At 55.6% G+C, this 15,735-nt stretch carries 16 protein-coding genes and 1 pseudogene; 6 read left to right on the forward strand and 11 right to left on the reverse strand.

All coding sequences use genetic code 11. From position 1 onward, the window contains the following. Positions 1 to 31 precede the first annotated feature (31 nt). Both QLG10_RS12685 and grxC read left to right on the forward strand, forming a co-directional pair. Positions 32 to 694 carry a carbonic anhydrase gene (locus QLG10_RS12685; protein ID WP_188263870.1) on the forward strand — a complete coding sequence of 221 codons (663 nt, stop codon included), beginning with the start codon at positions 32 to 34 and terminating at the stop codon, positions 692 to 694. Between the two features lie 30 nt (positions 695 to 724). Next, on the forward strand, positions 725 to 988 hold the full coding sequence (gene grxC, locus QLG10_RS12690; RefSeq protein ID WP_110750122.1) for a glutaredoxin 3: 264 nt from the start codon (positions 725 to 727) through the stop codon (positions 986 to 988). A 17-nt stretch (positions 989 to 1,005) separates the two neighbouring features. Here the strand turns inward: grxC and QLG10_RS12695 are convergent, their stop codons facing one another. From QLG10_RS12695 to QLG10_RS12745, 11 genes are all read right to left on the reverse strand, one after another. Then, a complete protein-coding gene (locus QLG10_RS12695; RefSeq protein ID WP_110750124.1) occupies positions 1,006 to 3,078 on the reverse strand; it encodes a pyridoxamine 5'-phosphate oxidase family protein in 2,073 nt (690 codons plus the stop codon). Between the two features lie 214 nt (positions 3,079 to 3,292). Next, positions 3,293 to 3,916: a DJ-1/PfpI family protein gene (locus QLG10_RS12700; RefSeq protein WP_110750126.1), complete on the reverse strand. Its 624-nt coding sequence runs from the start codon at positions 3,914 to 3,916 to the stop codon at positions 3,293 to 3,295. Between the two features lie 222 nt (positions 3,917 to 4,138). After that, positions 4,139 to 5,050, reverse strand: a complete 912-nt coding sequence (locus QLG10_RS12705; protein ID WP_282487447.1) for a LysR family transcriptional regulator — start codon at positions 5,048 to 5,050, stop codon at positions 4,139 to 4,141. Further along, positions 5,050 to 5,970 (reverse strand): LysR substrate-binding domain-containing protein, encoded by a 921-nt coding sequence (locus QLG10_RS12710; RefSeq protein ID WP_110750129.1) that lies wholly within the window; start codon positions 5,968 to 5,970, stop codon positions 5,050 to 5,052. The genes QLG10_RS12705 and QLG10_RS12710 overlap by 1 nt, the downstream gene beginning before the upstream one ends. A gap of 203 nt (positions 5,971 to 6,173) precedes the next feature. Further along, on the reverse strand, positions 6,174 to 6,803 hold the full coding sequence (locus QLG10_RS12715) for a glutathione S-transferase (RefSeq protein ID WP_282487448.1): 630 nt from the start codon (positions 6,801 to 6,803) through the stop codon (positions 6,174 to 6,176). Positions 6,804 to 6,942: 139 nt separating this feature from the next. After that, positions 6,943 to 7,827, reverse strand: coding sequence for a transcriptional regulator CynR (gene cynR, locus QLG10_RS12720; protein ID WP_110750131.1), 885 nt, complete (start codon positions 7,825 to 7,827; stop codon positions 6,943 to 6,945). A gap of 234 nt (positions 7,828 to 8,061) precedes the next feature. Beyond that, on the reverse strand, positions 8,062 to 8,685 hold the full coding sequence (locus QLG10_RS12725; RefSeq protein ID WP_110750190.1) for a glutathione S-transferase family protein: 624 nt from the start codon (positions 8,683 to 8,685) through the stop codon (positions 8,062 to 8,064). A gap of 412 nt (positions 8,686 to 9,097) precedes the next feature. Continuing rightward, positions 9,098 to 10,459 carry a glutathione-disulfide reductase gene (gorA, locus tag QLG10_RS12730; RefSeq protein WP_110750133.1) on the reverse strand — a complete coding sequence of 454 codons (1,362 nt, stop codon included), beginning with the start codon at positions 10,457 to 10,459 and terminating at the stop codon, positions 9,098 to 9,100. Between the two features lie 46 nt (positions 10,460 to 10,505). Continuing rightward, on the reverse strand, positions 10,506 to 10,739 hold the full coding sequence (locus tag QLG10_RS12735) for a hypothetical protein (RefSeq protein ID WP_282487449.1): 234 nt from the start codon (positions 10,737 to 10,739) through the stop codon (positions 10,506 to 10,508). A gap of 108 nt (positions 10,740 to 10,847) precedes the next feature. Then, a complete protein-coding gene (locus tag QLG10_RS12740) occupies positions 10,848 to 11,090 on the reverse strand; it encodes a hypothetical protein (protein WP_282487450.1) in 243 nt (80 codons plus the stop codon). Next, positions 11,087 to 11,434 carry a DUF417 family protein gene (locus tag QLG10_RS12745; RefSeq protein ID WP_282487451.1) on the reverse strand — a complete coding sequence of 116 codons (348 nt, stop codon included), beginning with the start codon at positions 11,432 to 11,434 and terminating at the stop codon, positions 11,087 to 11,089. Before QLG10_RS12745 ends, QLG10_RS12740 begins: the two co-directional genes overlap by 4 nt. On the opposite strand from QLG10_RS12745, the pseudogene QLG10_RS12750 reads away from it, so the two are divergent. The 4 genes and pseudogenes from QLG10_RS12750 to QLG10_RS12765 all read left to right on the forward strand — a co-directional run. After that, positions 11,384 to 12,214, forward strand: a pseudogene (locus tag QLG10_RS12750) (AraC family transcriptional regulator); the annotation flags it as partial. The gene QLG10_RS12745 and the pseudogene QLG10_RS12750 overlap by 51 nt on opposite strands. 309 nt (positions 12,215 to 12,523) lie before the next feature. Then, a complete protein-coding gene (locus tag QLG10_RS12755; protein WP_110750136.1) occupies positions 12,524 to 13,300 on the forward strand; it encodes an alpha/beta hydrolase in 777 nt (258 codons plus the stop codon). Between the two features lie 134 nt (positions 13,301 to 13,434). Further along, complete coding sequence (locus QLG10_RS12760; protein ID WP_110750137.1) at positions 13,435 to 13,974, forward strand: cytochrome P460 family protein; 540 nt, start codon at positions 13,435 to 13,437, stop codon at positions 13,972 to 13,974. Between the two features lie 345 nt (positions 13,975 to 14,319). Then, positions 14,320 to 15,711, forward strand: a complete 1,392-nt coding sequence (locus QLG10_RS12765; RefSeq protein ID WP_282487452.1) for an MFS transporter — start codon at positions 14,320 to 14,322, stop codon at positions 15,709 to 15,711. Positions 15,712 to 15,735 lie beyond the last annotated feature (24 nt).

Consider the following 15,735-nt stretch of genomic DNA (forward strand, 5'->3'; position numbering starts at 1 on the left):
CTCACTCAGCACTCAATGAAAGGTAAACATCATGAAAGCGCTCATCGAAGGTTTTTTGAAGTTCCAAAAAGAGGCATTTCCGCAACGCACTGACCTGTTCAAACACTTGGCCACCACGCAACATCCAGGCACGTTGTTCATCACCTGCTCCGACAGCCGTGTTGTACCGGAATTGCTGACGCAGCAAGAGCCTGGCGAACTGTTCGTGATCCGTAACGCTGGCAACATCGTGCCGTCCTACAGCCCGCATTCCGGTGGTGTGTCGGCCACAGTCGAATACGCCGTCGCCGTACTGGGCGTGACCGATATCGTGATCTGCGGCCATTCCGATTGCGGTGCCATGACCGCTGTCGCCAAGTGCAAGTGCATGGATCACCTGCCTGCGGTCGCCGGCTGGTTGCAACATGCCGAGTCGGCGAAAGTCATCAATGAATTGCGTTCTCACGCCAGTGAAGCCGCCAAAGTCAGTTCCATGGTGCGTGAAAACGTCATCGCCCAGCTGGCCAATATTCAGACTCATCCAAGCGTGCGCCTGGCTCAGGAAAAAGGCCTGGTGAATCTGCATGGCTGGGTCTACGACATCGGGACCGGTTCAATCGACGCCCTGGATGCCGACAACAAGACCTTTAAGTCACTGGTCAAGCATCCGAACACCGTTGCCGTTCATGCCCGTCCAGCAAAAGCTGTTGCCTAAATCAGCCTCTGATTTTCAGGAGTACTCAACATGATTGAAGTCACTATGTACACCACCACGACCTGCCCGTACTGCCGTAGTGCCAAGCGCTTGCTTGATGCCAAAGGGATTGCGTACAAGGAAAACGATGTACGCTCAGCCGACGTGAAGAACGAAATGGTCAGCCGAAGCGGTCGCCGTACCGTCCCGCAGATCTTTTTCGGAAACTGGCACGTTGGCGGCTTCGATGACTTGGCTCAACTTGAAAGCGAAGGCGGCATCGACAAAGTACTCAATCCGCGCATGGCGGGATGAGCACCGATGACGCCAGCTCACAAATCCAGCACCAAGGGGGCGTCGCCCTCCTTGGCTTGCGCTGGCACCGCACAGCAAATCAGCACCTCCCCTTCGGCCGGCATCTCGGCCGGCATGTTCAGATAATGCACTTGGCCACTGACCAATCGGGTCCGGCATGTACCGCACGATCCGCCCCGGCAACTGAAGTCCGGATTCAAGCCACGGCTCTCGGCCAGTTCCAGTAAACTCCCGCCACCCGGCTCCCAACGAGCTTCCTTCGCCGATGCCGAAAACAGCACCTTGACCGGGCTGCTTGCCGCGGGCATCTGCTCGACCTCCGGGGTTAAATGATCCCGTTGGCGAACCAGGGTCGAAGGACCGAAAGTCTCCGCGTGGATACGATCATCGCCAATACGCAACTGACGTAGACCGTCGTACAGCGCCTGGGTAAAGGCACCAGGGCCACACAGGTAAAAGTCGTAATCGTCCAGGGGCAGCAATGCCTTGAGCAAATCGACATCCACACGCCCCGCGACCTCAAAATCCTCACCCACGCGAGCATCAGTTTCCGGCTGACTGAGTAGTCGCAGCGCACGAATTTTATCCTTGGCACGGGTCGCCAGTTCGTACAGCTCATCGCGAAACCCGAGTTCACTCAGGCTGCGCGCACTTTGGATGAACCAGGTCGGTCGAGTGCGACGGATTCGTTCGCCTTCATAAATCACTTCACGCAGCATGGACAGCAGTGGGGTCACGCCCACACCCGCGGCCAGCAAAACCAACGGTCGACATTCATCGGCTTGGACCGTGAAGCGCCCTTGAGGGGCACGGGCTTCAACCAGATCCCCTACCTGAACGCGATCGTGCAGGTGCGACGAGATGAGTCCGTCACGCTTGACGCTGATGCGGAAAAAACTGTCCGACGGCGCACTCGACAGGCTGTAGGTTCTAACCAGAGGTGCCTGTCCTTCAGCAAGGCAAAAGCGCACCGGCAGATGCTGGCCAGCCTCGAACCGCGGTAAGCCCGCGCCATCGGCCGGTTCAAAATAGAAGGAGCGAATGGAGCTGCTCTCGTCAACGATCCGCGTCACCCTCAGCGGTCGCCATTGATCGCGCAGGTTATCGGCTTGCAGTCGGCCCTCAGCTTGCTCCCAACTGCCCGTCATCAGGCTGTTAGGCGAAAAACCTTCAAACTGCCAACGGAGGGCCAACACAGCCTGACGTCGGACCACCTGTTCCACAGTCAGCGTCCAGAGTCGCTCGGCCCCCTGAAAGGCAGCAATCTGCGGACCCTCGAGAATAATCTCGGTACGCCCGCTGACTTGCAGCATGTCGCCTGTTTCAAAATCAATGAACACCAGCCCAGCGCGCGGGTTAAGCACGAAATTACCCAAGGTGTTGAAGTGCAGGTTGCCAGCAAAATCGGGAATGGTCAGCACGTTGCCTTCGATCCTGACGAAACCTGAATTGCCCCCCCGGTGAGAAACGTCCACCGAGCGCCGGGATGCATCGCCATCCAGGTCGACATAGCTGGCGATGAAAAAGGTATCGGCCTTGCTGATGGTCGACTTTGCGGCGTCATCCAGTTCACTTAGACATTCGGCTGCTACGTTTGCTGAAGTGTGGCCAAGGCTGACCGGCTCAACGCCTCGCAACTGAATGTATTGCGGGCAGTTGCCGAAAGCGTGCACCACAGAAACGGTAAAACCGCCTGACGAGGCGGTACTGATGTTGCCGTTCATGCGATTGCGCCTTCGGGTCTTCAGGTCAATACCCAGCAGTCCCACCGCAGCGCCCTGCTTAAGGGCAGCCCGAACCGGATCACCCTCGGCGGGCAGGCGGTCGAGTTGCAGCATTCGCGGATCGGGAGAATGGATGAAGCCAGTGGGGCCTTCGATCAACGTGGCCCAAGGCATCCCTTGTTCATCGACCGCACCCACCACCAGGTAAGGCAACTGGTTGTAAAACAATCGATGCTGATCAGGCATGAAGTCACGCACGACCTTGCGTCCGAATATCTCCATTTGATCGGCGACGCCGACGCTTTCCTGCAATTCACGCTCACCCGCATGCCAAGGGGATGCTCCTGGCGCGTCCGACTGACTCATGATCACCTCTACGCATTCGTAAACAGGTGCCCTTCACCCGCCGCCCGGCGGGGGGAGCGACCCCGCTATGGAAGCCCATAAAGCTTTTTTCTGTCTTGATCAGTTTGACCAGATGGACGAATTTGCTCCCCTTTAGCGTAGGCCCGAACCACTGCTGGGCGCCTGCTGATTCTCTCTAGCCAAGCAGCGACGTTAGGATAACCATCGAGCATCTTCAGGGCACTTGCGGCGTTTCGTACCAACCACGGTCGGGGGTTGCGAAGCGCATCTTCTTGCGGATGAAAGCGGCATTTTCGACGCTGGTTATTTTTTCGAGCAGTACGAATGCAACTTCGGTGGCAGTGCCCGGCCCGCTTGAAGTGATGATCTGGTCATCGACAACCACGGGGCGATCGACAAAGCGTGCACCGGTTTCCAACAGTTGGTTTTTCCGCTTGCCGCCCTCCTGGTGGTAGGTCGTGGCGTTCCTGTCACGCAGCACGCCGGCCACGCCCAGGCACACGGAAGACACGCAAACGCTCGCAACGGGTTTATCGGCTTCGACGAAATGCCGGATGGTTGCCAGGAAGGGTTCGCTCAAGGCTTCCTCGTAAAAACCCGAGGGTTCAAAACCACCCGGCAGTGCCAAGGCATCGAAGCTGCTCAAGTCCAGTTCGCTCAATAAAAAACTCGGATTGAGCGTGAGACCGAAGGTAGTCACGATCTTTCTGCGAAGGCCGGCGTTGACCAGCTCCACAGGGTGATCACCCAGCAGGTTGGCCCAGCCAAGCACATCGGTAAAAGCGGCCATTTCCAGAGGCTCTACGCCGTTGGCCAGTAACATAAGCACGCGTTTCATCGGTCATGAACCTCTGCTGTACAGCATGGAAAAGTATGTGTGCTTATGCTCCGCCTTAACCGTGATGTAGAGAACGACCACAAAATACAATCCACTATTTCGCTCACTGAAATGCCCAAACGGCATGGAACGGCGTGGTCAAGATTCTGGAAAAAGACGACTACCCGGTGATGGCGGCTTCCAACCCGCAGTGAGCTCCGATGTTGCGTGCGCTGCAAGCGTTCAAAGAAAATCCGGCTGCATGGCCGGATGCTCGCGCAGGCCGCCAACGATGTGGTCAACAAAACTGCGCACCCGCATCGAGGCCTTGCGCCCTTCGCGGTACACCACGTGCACCGGCAGCGCCGGTAACTCATAGGGCTGCAATACACGCCGCAATCGCCCGGTGTTCAAATACTCGTACAACGGATAGCTCAGACAACGGGTAATGCCGGCGCCATAAGCGGCTGCATCGATGGCCGCCTGTACCGTCGCGCAACTGATCCGTGCCCGGGCTTTTAAGTGATTCACCTCACCGTCGTGTTGGAAGTCCCACTGGACCCTGTCTCGATAAGCATGGGTGGCGACCAGTCGATGTTTTTGCAGATCCTCAGGTACGCCGGGCTCACCGTGAGTAGCCAGATAAGCAGGGCTGCTGCATACCATCGAGCGTACATAGCCCACCTGTCGTGCGATCAATGAGGAACTTGGTAAATGGCCGACCAGCACCGCCACATCGATGCCCTCTTCATTCATGTTCGGAAAACGATCATGGTATTGCGCGAAGACTTTTACCTCAGGATAAAGACACATGTAGTCCGTCAGAATCGAGGTCATGACATAACGGCTGAACAGCAAAGGCATCAGCACCGTGAGATTGCCTTGGGCCTGAACGTGCAAGCCCCTGGCCGAAGCCTCTGCGTCTTCGATGGCTGCGAGAATGCGTGAACAATCGGCCATGAAACCGGCGCCGGCCTCGGTCAGCGACACCCCACGGGTGCTTCGAATTAACAGAGGCACGCCAAGACGTTGCTCCAGCCGTGCAATGGCGCGAACGACCGTAGGTCCGGACACACCCAGGCGAAGGGCCGCAGCAGCCAGACTGGGACGCTCCGATAACGCTGCGAACATCAGCATTTCATGATAGCGATCCATCAGTTGGAACCCTTCACCACAGCCTTGAGCGCCGAGTCCTTGCCGAGTCGATCCGCGAGAAAATCCACGAAGGTACGAACCTTTGCCGGTATGCGGGTGCTCTTGAGGTAGACCACTTGAATGGGCAGCGCCGGTGGTTCGAAGTCCTCCAGCACCAGTTCCAGTTCGCCAGCCGCCACTTGGCTGGCCACCTGATAGGACAACACCCGCGTGACACCCCAGCCCAGGCTGGCGATATTGATCGCGGCCTGATTGGCGGTGACCACCAATCGCGGTTCAAATCGAAAGCTCAGGGCGTTGCCGTCGTTGACGAATTGCCAGTCGCTCAGCAAATGGCTGGCCGAAGACATGACAATGTTGGCGTTACTGAGTTCACCGGGATGACGCGGCCTGCCGTAGCGTTCGAAATAATCGGGGGTACCGCAGATCACCTGACGTACTTCGCCGACTTTTATGGCGTGCTGATTAGTCTCACGCAAGTGGCCGATGCGTATCGCCACGTCGATACCCTCGTCCGTCATGTTCACGACACGATCCACCAGCAAGGCATTGAGGTGCACCGAAGGAAACTGGTCCACGTAGTCGGCCAGCAGCGGCGCGATGTACAACTCGCCAAACAGCACCGACGCGGTCACGGTCAAATGCCCGCACGGTATCGAGTAACTACCGGCAGCCGCCTCCTCCGCCTCGTCGATATCACTGAGGATACGCCGACAATCCTCGAGATAGCGTTGACCCGCTTCGGTGAGATGAAGGCTGCGAGTGGTTCGAGAAAGCAGCTGTGTGCCGATTCGCTCTTCCATCGCGGCGATGGCACGGGTCACGCTGGGGGGAGAGATATTCAACAGGCGAGCGGCGGCGGCAAAGCCTTCTTCCTCGGCTACTGCCATGAATATCTGCATTTCTTGAAAACGATCCATAGGCGCCCCTGTCTTGATGAGAGGACAGCGAGGTATCTGGCCGCTTGAGCGGGAAGACCTGATTGCCAGTATCGTCGGCTACAGCGACTTTGGCACGCGCCGTCGGGCTGGCAGCATGTACGTAAAGCGTCCTGGGAGAACTGCGAAACAAGGAAAAGGAGCTTACCGGAATTATTCTCCCGGCAAGCCCCTTCTGAATCGAGTCAAGCCTCTTGCAAGCCTACAGCAGTGCGTTGCATGCCAACGAAGTTCTGCAACCCTTCGATGCGGCTCAACCAGGCACGGACATTCGGGTAGTCAGTCAGCGCCACGTTACCTTCCGGTGCGTGGGACACGTAAGTGTAGGCGGCAACATCGGCGACGGTCGGCTTGTCGCCGGCCAGGAATTTGCTCTGACCCAGCTCCTCCTCCATGACCTTGAGCAGGGCATGAGAACGTTTGATCGTTTCTTCGGCGTCATAACCGGCACCAAACACGGTGATCAATCGCGCGGTGGCAGGGCCCGAATTGATTTGACCGGCGGCCACCGACAACCAGCGTTGAACCTTGGCTTGCTCTAGCGGATCGGTCGGCAACCATTGACCCTTGCCATATTTGGCGGCGAGATAAACCACGATGGCGTTAGAGTCTGCCAGGACGGTGCCGTTGTCATTGATCACCGGCACTTGGCCAAAACGGTTGAGAGCCAGGAAGTCAGGCGCTTTGTGCGCACCCTTCATCAGATCCACGAATACCAGTTCGGTTGGCAGTCCAAGCAGGGACAGCATCAGTTCGACCCGATGAGAGTGGCCAGACAAAGGGTGACGATAAAGTTTGATCGCTTGCTGGGACATGACGTGCTCCGATTGTTGTTTGAGTTCGACCCGGTGATCGCGTCGATGGAGTTATCTTCCCCTCCTCTCATAAACAGCGGAATGACCAGCAATTACAATCCAGCATTACATTACGTGTAATGATCATTTTTTTCCGAACCTACTGCCCCACCGACACGCCCAGCATCAAGTCCATAAAAGCGACTGACGCCGCGCTGTGATAGTTGTTTTTACGCCGTAACAGGGCGGCTCCGCGCCGTGGCCCCTTGTCCAGCAGCGCGATCCTGCGCAGGGCTCTGTCCTGGGTAGCGATGGGCTCCGGAAGAATAGTGGCGACCGCCGTGTGCCGCATGACTTCCAGCAGAGTGTTGACCGAATTGACCTCGATCACCACCTTGGGTGTGATCTGCGTCTTGGCGAAGTACTCGTCAATACAGATGCGGGTGGCGAAGTCGGGAGTCAGCAACGCAAAGTCCAATTGAGCGACCTGCTCGGCGGTCAACGGTTTCTTACAGTCGTACAACGGATGATCCCGCCCCACCACCAGCCCCAGGGTTTCAATAAACGCTGGGATCGTTTCGATGTCCGGGTTTCGCACCTCATCAAACGCAATGGCGATATCCAGTGAGTCATCCGCCAGGCCGGTTTCGATATCGGCCATGGAGAGTTCAAAGATCTCCAGATGGATATTTGGATAGAGAGCCATGTAGTCGCGCATCAACGGTCCTACCAGGTAAGCCATGAACGTCGGTGTCATGGCCAGGCGCAGGGTGCCGCGGGACAGATCCTTCACATCGTGCAATGCGCGCTTGCCAGCTTCCAACTCAACCAATACTCGACGCGCACATTCGATGTAGGCCTGCCCCGCATCGGTAGGTTTTACCGTGCGCGAGGTTCGGTCGAACAGCACTACGCCGAGCGTCTCTTCCAATTGTCGGATCTGTTGCGACAAGGTTGGCTGGGAAACATGCAGCGCCTCGGCGGCGCGGGTGAAGCCGGCGTTATCGGCGACAGCCAACAAATAGCGCAAGTGTCGTAGCAGCATGGGAGGTTCCCTCTATAGGCCCCGCTTATGCGTACATTGTATATCGGTCTTGGATGCTATCGAGCAACCAGCAGAACATTGCTTCACACCCAAGAAACAGGCTGGATGCGAGCTTTAAAAAACGTTTTTACACAACCTCTATCGAGGATGTGTAAAAACGTCAAAGGGGAATTTTCAGTGCTTATTCCAGGGTGTTCGCATGCTTGGCTTTCGCAAGGGTGACCAACCACATACCTACTGCGGTGGTGTGGCTTTGAAGCTGGGTAGTGCCTGAATCCGATTCCACCAGTCAGCGAATCCGCTGATGGCAAATACTTGCTCCGCGTCCGGAGTCATCGCCAGATAAGCGCACGCCGGTGCCAGGTACAAATCGCCAATGCTCAATGCCGGGCCGGCAAGAAAAGGATCACTGCCTTTGATCTTCATCAACTCGGTTAGCACCAGTTTGGATTTTTCGATGCCTTGGAGGCGGGAGGCATCGTTCTGTCCTCCGATAAAGTCGGGGAACAGGTAATAACCGAAGACTGGAACCATCGAGCCATAGCCATAGGAGTCGTAGATTGACTGAGCCATATGACTTCTGGCTCGATCCCGTGGCGTTTTTGGGGTAAGCGAAGTCCCAGGCAAGACCTCGTCCAGGTAACTCATGATCGCCGCCGTTTCGATCACCCTGAATCCATCGTGATCAATTACCGGCACCTTGCCGAATGCATGACGTGCAAGATGTTCCGGTGAATGCGGCTCACCTTTCATCACGTTTACTTGTAGCTGATTGAACTCCGCACCTTTCTCCTTTAGCAGCATCTTTACCGTGCGTACGTATGGGCTGCCATCAAAACCATAGAGAGTGAGGCTCATGACAATTGCTCCAACCTGGATGGACATTATCGAGACCCTGGCCTGCACTCCTTGTTGCGGTGCCAGAAGAACCGAGTCTGCAACACATCAAAAACGAGCTTGTCGGCATACGGGAGCAACGGGGGCGTGAAGGCCACTAAGGAGGTCAACGTCAGTTTGACGCTGCTGTAACCGATGTTGGAGTTGGCGTACACCCGGGCAAGCCCATTTAATGTAGACCATCCGATGATGAGTGAACGGAGCATTGACGACGAGTTTCATCGAGGCTTACTTCCACTACTCCGTTCAAACCCAGCTCAATTTCAAGCAAAGGCGCGAGGCCGATTCCGCCTGTTCTTCAGTGCGAGCTTGCCTACCAACCGGATCGCAACGGCCGAAAACATGATGCCAAACGGCAACACATACCAGGCGCTCATGGACCAGAGACTGGTGTCCGCAAGGTCACAAACTCTTCTGCTGAGGTCGGGTGCACGCCGATCGTTTCATCGAACAGTCGCTTGGTGGCGCCCGCTTTGAGCGCGATGGCCAAGCCCTGGATGATGTCTCCAGCATCGGGCCCCACCATGTGCGCGCCCAGTACACGATCAGTATGAGCATCCACCACCAGCTTCATCAGCGTCTGTTCGGACGACTCCGTGAGGGTCAGTTTCATCGGTTTGAATCGGCTCTCGAACACCACGACTTCGTGGCCGTTTTCGAGCGCTTGTTCCTCCGTCAGGCCAACGGTGCCGATGTTGGGCTGGCTGAATACCGCAGTGGGGATGTGGCGGTAATCCACTGGACGATATTGCTCGGGTTTGAACAGTCGGCGTGCAACTGCCATACCTTCCGCTGTCGCCACTGGAGTCAGTTGCACTCGGCCAATCACATCGCCCAATGCAAGAATCGATGGCTCGTGAGTTTCGAAATTGTCATTAACGTCGATGTATCCCCGCTCGTTGAGTTCGACGCGCGTATTTTCCAGCCCCAGATTGTCGAGCATCGGCCGCCGACCCGTGGCGTAGAAAATGCTGTCAGCCTCTAGTTGACGACCGTCGTTGAGCGTCGCCAGCAGGCTGCTATCTGACTGTTTGTCGATCCGCACTATATCGGTGTTGAATTGCAGTTGCAGTCCACGCTTGGTCAGTTCTTCAACCAGATGCGTGCGAACTGATTTATCAAAACCACGGAGAAACAAATCGCCGCGATACAGCAGAGTCGTGTCGGCACCCAGGCCGTTGAAGATTCCGGCGAACTCGACGGCGATATAACCGCCACCGACAACCAGAACACGTTTCGGCAGCTGCTTGAGAAAGAACGCCTCATTCGAGGTGATGGCATGTTCGCGGCCTGGAATCTCCGGAATTTGCGGCCAGCCGCCTGTGGCAATCAAAATGCGTTCGGCGCTGAAACGCTGCCCATTGATCTCTACATGATGCGCATCGGCCAGTCGTGCATGACCTTCAAGCAGTGTTACGCCGCTGTTGATCAGCAGTTTGCGGTAAATGCCATTGAGCCGTTCGATTTCACGGTTCTTGTTTGAGATCAATTTTTCCCAGTCGAATTGGGCCTTGCCAGCAGTCCAGCCAAAGCCCTCGGCCTGCTCAAAGTCGTCTGCAAAATGCGACCCATAGACCAACAGCTTTTTCGGTACGCAACCGACGTTGACGCAGGTACCACCGAGGTAGCGACTTTCCGCTACCGCTACTCTCGCACCGAATCCTGCGGCAAAACGCGCTGCACGCACACCACCGGAACCTGCACCGATCACAAATAAGTCAAAGTCGTAAGTCATCTCAATTCTCTGCAAGGCAGCATTACACAGGTGCTGTCGAATGTCGTTAAAGGGGAGAAAAACGAAGTTTCAATGCACGAAAAAATGGCGCATACAGTTTCAAGACCGAAGTCTTGTTCTGGTGCGTATTGAATCTGCGCGTGACAGGCGCCGCCCTGAGTTCGCTAGCCAGCGCCCCCATCAGGTGTGGCAACAAGAAGCCGCCTTCGAATTCGGTAGCGTTTATGGCTGGAGTGTCCAACCAAAGATTACCGTCGCAGGAATGAGTAACTTCAATCATGTGGGGACTCCCAGGGTGGACAACGAATTAGCCCGAAATGAGTAATTGCTTCTGAGGGCCAGTCTCGCCATCTAAAGGCGATTAGAGAACAAGCACGGATGTCATGACTTAATTGTGCTGGGTGAAACAATCCGGTGATGCATTGCTCTGGAAATGTATCTGGAAGAGCGGCCGCCTGTTCGCCCGCAGCGCGATTCTCTCCGGCGATGGCGTGTAGGTTTTGGCGATATCGAGGGGCACCCCAGTCCAAGCAACCTCCTCCGCCGCCGGTGCGGCCAAGGCGCTGCTGGATAAGATGGCAAACGTTTGAGCCATCACGGGTTTCCAGATATTTTCCGATAAGCGATTCATGCGCGACTTTCCCGCAGGAGCTGGCGAGCGGAGTCGGCCATGACGGGTAAAGAGCCGGCAAGCATCAACACGTCCTTGAGCACCAGACGACCGCCACCGGACAAGTAAGGAAAACCGTGTTGAGCGTCACCAAGAGCACCCACCCAGGCTTCGGGCGTAGTGATCAGAAAGCTCAACGTCACCAGTGGCGTGCCGAAGGCCAATGCACCACCGAGCAACCCGGTGCGCCGTGAGATCGGGTTGGACAGTACCAACAAGCCAATTAGCAGTTCGACAATACCCAATCCAGTCGAGATTGGGCTCGAGATCACAAACAGGAAGCCTTGGGGAAAGCGCCCTATCACATTGTGTTGGAGGGAGCGTGCCGAGTGGAGTTTCCGGATGGTCAGCGCCTCCCCATGCGCGCCGGTGACATTTTGCTGCTGCCCAGGGGCGCACCACATGTCATGCATAGCCTCGGGAAAACGGTACAACCAACATCACCGACGCTCGTCTCAGGTGGGATTTTGCCGACATACCGCATTGGGAGTGTCAGCACAGATCTGGACATGCTGTGTGGTGGCTTTCACTACAATCGGGCTTCGATGTTGTTTGCAGCTCTACCTGAGTACCTGGTGATTCCCAGGGGGGCCTTAGCGGACAATGGTGTGTTAACGGCGTTGGTCGAGATATTGCGCAGTGAAGCAGATGGCGACCAGATAGGCGCTCGATTTTTGCTCGATGCGTTGTCTCAAGCGTTGTTCACTTTGATTCTGCGCGCGCATCTGGTAAGTCACGGTCAAGACAGCGGCACGCTTGCATTACTCAGTGATAAACGATTGGGTCGTGCCTGGCAGGCGATGCTGGCTGATCCTGCTTATGAATGGACAATAGAGGGCCTGGCCGAGACCGCGAGTATGTCTCGTGCAACATTTATGCGGGCTTTTGTAAAGGTGGCCGGCGTTTCACCGTGGGTGTTGCTTACGCAGGTCCGGATGGAATTGGCCTTCAGCCTACTGAGTCATTCCCACTTGGGATTGAGCGATATTGCAGCCCAGGTTGGGTATCAATCGCAGGCGGCGTTCAGCAAGAAATTCAAGGAGATTTATGGTGAGGCACCAGGTCGGGTGCGGCGCGGAATTTAACGTTCTCCGAGCTTTCCATTTGTCGGAGAACTATGCGCTCGAAAGGAAGGATCTCTCCATTGAGAACGCATCCACGACCATTTCATGCAGTGAAACAGAAGATTGTTTTTTCTGGTCGTTCTCACCCTCTTGATTCAAGCAGACCATGACCCTCGCAGTTGCCCGATTTGCTGTCGGTCATAGAGGCGCGTGTTCTAAACGCTCCACGGACGCTATGCCACTCCCCTTCCCTTGGGACGCATAGGCGCCTCCACATCAATGTCAAATCGCCCCCACTGCGTCAAACCTATTCATATACAGGAACATGAGATGAACAAGTTATTCGCAGGTCTGGCCCTGGCGACGGCGATGGTCAGTTCGACCGCTGCGCTCGCTGCTCCGGTCAAACCAACCGTGGTGCTGGTGCACGGTGCCTTCGCCGATTCCAGCTCTTGGAATGGTGTAATCAAGATCTTGGAGAAAGATGGCTACCCGGTGATCTCGGCCTCCAACCCTCTTCGTTCGCTCAAGGGCGACGCACAATCGGTAGCTGATGTGCTGGCCAGCATCAAGACACCCATCGTCTTGGTCGGTCACTCTTATGGCGGTCCAGTTATCAGCGAAGCTGCCTACGGAAATGCCAACGTCAAAGCTCTGGTGTACGTCGCCGGTATTGCACCCGATACAGGTGAATCCACTGCCGACTTGGCTGGCCGCTTCCCAGGTAACACCCTGGGTCCAACCCTGGCTCCGCCCGTTGAATTGGCCGACGGCGGTAAGGACCTCTACATCCAACAGGACAAGTTTCACGATCAGTTCGCTGCAGACGTGTCGAACGCCGACGCGAAAGTGATGGCTGCGACCCAACGCCCTGTGACTGCAGCAGCGCTCAATGAAAAGTCGAGCGAACCCGCGTGGAAAACGATCCCTTCATGGTTCGTTTACGGCGACAAGGACAAGAACATTCCGGCACAAGCCCAAGTGTTCATGGCTGAACGTGCGCACGCCAAAAAGACCGTTGTGGTCAAAGGCGCGTCCCATGTCGTGATGGTATCCAATCCGAAGGTTGTTGCCAGCCTGATTGAAACGGCTGCCACCGCCAAATGACGACTGCTCGCAACCGTCAATGGAGCGGTCGCGGCAATCGATCTACCGCATCTGGCCGCAAGGCCGGATGCACTTGCAGACCCTCGACAATGTAGTCGACAAAATTGCGTACATTCATCGTCGGAGAATTCGTGATGACTTCCAAATTGCTTGTTCTAACCGCGACCGTCAGTTTTCTCTGTGGGCTAGTTTTTTCAGTTGCTGCATCCGCTGATTCAACCCCTGGCCCAGTCGCAGAAGGATCTCCAGTGTTTGGCGTAACACTCCCGCCGGGCTACCGAAATTGGCAGTTCGTCAGCATTGCTCATGAAGAAGGTGACAAGCCTGACATTCGAGTCATTCTGGGAAATGATGTCGCGATGAAGGCATTTCGGGATGGAACTCTTCCATTTCCAGATGGCACGATCATCGCTCGACTCGCTTACAAGTATGAGTCTTCCGCGCAAAACAATGCCGCTTTTGGCCGGGAACAATCGTTCATCGCTGGGGAGCCCACCAACGTCCAGATCGAAGTCAAAGACTCTAAGCGTTATGCCAGCACGGGCGGATGGGGCTACGGGCAGTTTGAAAAAGGCAAGCCCAATCCCAGTGAACAGATCATCAATGGCTGCTTCGCTTGCCATAAGAAATTGCCCCCAGCGACGGACCTGATCTTCACAAAATACTCCGAGTAATTGACCGTCTCAGTTACTCAGCTTTGTATCGATCATGAATGTGCTCATGCCTTGTCCTCCTCGTCGGGGGACAACAAGGTGGATCAGTCGCAGTGCATGGTGGCCGCTAACCGCCACAAAGCTGACTTTCACGTAAGGCGGGGGTTGGCCAATGAGTGTCTCCCTGCGATCAAGAAGACACGACGTATATCCATAGGCTGGACTTATCCAAAGGATTGCATATCGGTCTTGGACGCTATCAAGCAAGCGACAGAAGATTGCTTCACACCTAAGCACCACCCATTGAGCAATTCCAACGAAGCAAACTTGATAGAAGAAACCACCCCTCTACATCTAGGAGCCAGCATGTCCAGACTAACAACAATGGATGCGCAGACCACCATTTCTCAGCCTGATGGGTTGCCTGAAAACGCCCGCCGCCTCGCTATATTTTCTTTGGCGATCGGTGTCGCCATGGCGTCACTCGATACTGCAATAGCCAATGTCGCTTTACCTGCAATAGCCACTCAATTGCAGACAACACCTGCATCATCGGTCTGGATCATCAACGTCTATCAGTTGGCGATGGTTGCAACGCTCCTTCCATTCGCTGCGCTGGGTGAAATCATCTCCTACCGGCGGGTTCTACTTTTCGGACTGTTTTTATTCACATTGGCATCGCTTGCCTGTGCTCTAGCCTGGTCGTTGCCTTCACTGGTCATAGCTCGGTTATTTCAAGGAATAGGGGCTAGCGCCGTTATGGGTGTAAATACAGCCATGCTTAAAGCTATTTATCCGACGCGCATGCTAGGTCGTGGCTACGGAACCAATGCCTTGGTTGTTGCGGTTGCTTTTGCAATCGGGCCGACCCTGTCATCCCTTATTTTGTCAGTCGCGAGCTGGTCATGGTTATTCGCAATCAACGTTCCGCTTGGCTTGGTCGCACTTTTCCTAGGGCGCAAAGTATTGCCTGATACCCGCCGGGCGAGCCACAAGTTTGATGGTCTTACTGCCCTCTACAACATACTCGCGTTCAGCTTTTTGATTTTGTTATTCGGGGATGCTGCTCACCAGGAAAAGTTCACCACCCTAGCATTGGAATTGGCCGCAACTGCCTTGTTCTTCACACTGCTCTTGAATCGGCAGGCAGACCACAAGGCACCGATGCTGCCGATTGATCTGCTGCGCCGGCCCATGTTTGCGCTTTCTGTCGTGACGTCCGTATGCACCTTCGCAGCACAAGGACTGGCGTTCGTAGCCCTGCCGTTTTATTTCTACACGGCCCTTGGAAAATCCCCAGTAGAGGCTGGTTTTCTAATGACGCCATGGGCTGTCATGGTCGCGACAATGGCCCCAATTGCCGGCCGCTTGAGTGATCACTACTCTCCTGGCGCATTAGGCGGAATCGGTCTTTCGATACTGGCGGTGGGGTTGGTAACGCTAGTACTTATGCCTGATGACCCGTCGACTTTGAATATTAGCTGGCGCATGGCTATGTCAGGCATTGGGTTTGGTTTTTTCCAGGCACCTAACCTCAAAGGTTTTATGGGTAGCGCACCAACGACACGTGCCGGCAGTGCAAGTGGCATGGTGGCCACGTCAAGGTTGGTTGGACAGTCAATTGGTGCGGCGCTGGTTGCTTATTGCTTCATGTTATCGAGCGAGCATGGCGCAACGTTCGCGTTATGGGCAGCCGCTGGGTTCGCAGCGACCGCAAGCATTGCAAGCTTTGCCCGAGTCGTTGCTGTGCGAACTTGAAATCTCGTAGGCCAGCATACTTTA

Origin of the sequence: Pseudomonas sp. V98_8, assembly GCF_029967975.1 — a bacterium.
Lineage (GTDB): Bacteria > Pseudomonadota > Gammaproteobacteria > Pseudomonadales > Pseudomonadaceae > Aquipseudomonas > Aquipseudomonas umsongensis.

Excerpts from the sequence above, each read along its gene's own strand:
- QLG10_RS12755 (WP_110750136.1), top strand. The coding sequence starts at position 12,524 with ATGAACAAGTTATTCGCAGGTCTGGCCCTGGCGACGGCGATGGTCAGT.
- cynR (WP_110750131.1), bottom strand. The coding sequence starts at position 7,827 with ATGCTGCTACGACACTTGCGCTATTTGTTGGCTGTCGCCGATAACGCC.
- QLG10_RS12725 (WP_110750190.1), bottom strand. The coding sequence starts at position 8,685 with ATGAGCCTCACTCTCTATGGTTTTGATGGCAGCCCATACGTACGCACG.
- QLG10_RS12765 (WP_282487452.1), top strand. The coding sequence starts at position 14,320 with ATGTCCAGACTAACAACAATGGATGCGCAGACCACCATTTCTCAGCCT.
- QLG10_RS12715 (WP_282487448.1), bottom strand. The coding sequence starts at position 6,803 with ATGTCCCAGCAAGCGATCAAACTTTATCGTCACCCTTTGTCTGGCCAC.
- QLG10_RS12695 (WP_110750124.1), bottom strand. The coding sequence starts at position 3,078 with ATGAGTCAGTCGGACGCGCCAGGAGCATCCCCTTGGCATGCGGGTGAG.
- gorA (WP_110750133.1), bottom strand. The coding sequence starts at position 10,459 with ATGACTTACGACTTTGACTTATTTGTGATCGGTGCAGGTTCCGGTGGT.
- QLG10_RS12760 (WP_110750137.1), top strand. The coding sequence starts at position 13,435 with ATGACTTCCAAATTGCTTGTTCTAACCGCGACCGTCAGTTTTCTCTGT.
- QLG10_RS12740 (WP_282487450.1), bottom strand. The coding sequence starts at position 11,090 with ATGAATCGCTTATCGGAAAATATCTGGAAACCCGTGATGGCTCAAACG.
- grxC (WP_110750122.1), top strand. The coding sequence starts at position 725 with ATGATTGAAGTCACTATGTACACCACCACGACCTGCCCGTACTGCCGT.
- QLG10_RS12735 (WP_282487449.1), bottom strand. The coding sequence starts at position 10,739 with ATGATTGAAGTTACTCATTCCTGCGACGGTAATCTTTGGTTGGACACT.
- QLG10_RS12685 (WP_188263870.1), top strand. The coding sequence starts at position 32 with ATGAAAGCGCTCATCGAAGGTTTTTTGAAGTTCCAAAAAGAGGCATTT.
- QLG10_RS12710 (WP_110750129.1), bottom strand. The coding sequence starts at position 5,970 with ATGGATCGTTTTCAAGAAATGCAGATATTCATGGCAGTAGCCGAGGAA.
- QLG10_RS12700 (WP_110750126.1), bottom strand. The coding sequence starts at position 3,916 with ATGAAACGCGTGCTTATGTTACTGGCCAACGGCGTAGAGCCTCTGGAA.
- QLG10_RS12705 (WP_282487447.1), bottom strand. The coding sequence starts at position 5,050 with ATGGATCGCTATCATGAAATGCTGATGTTCGCAGCGTTATCGGAGCGT.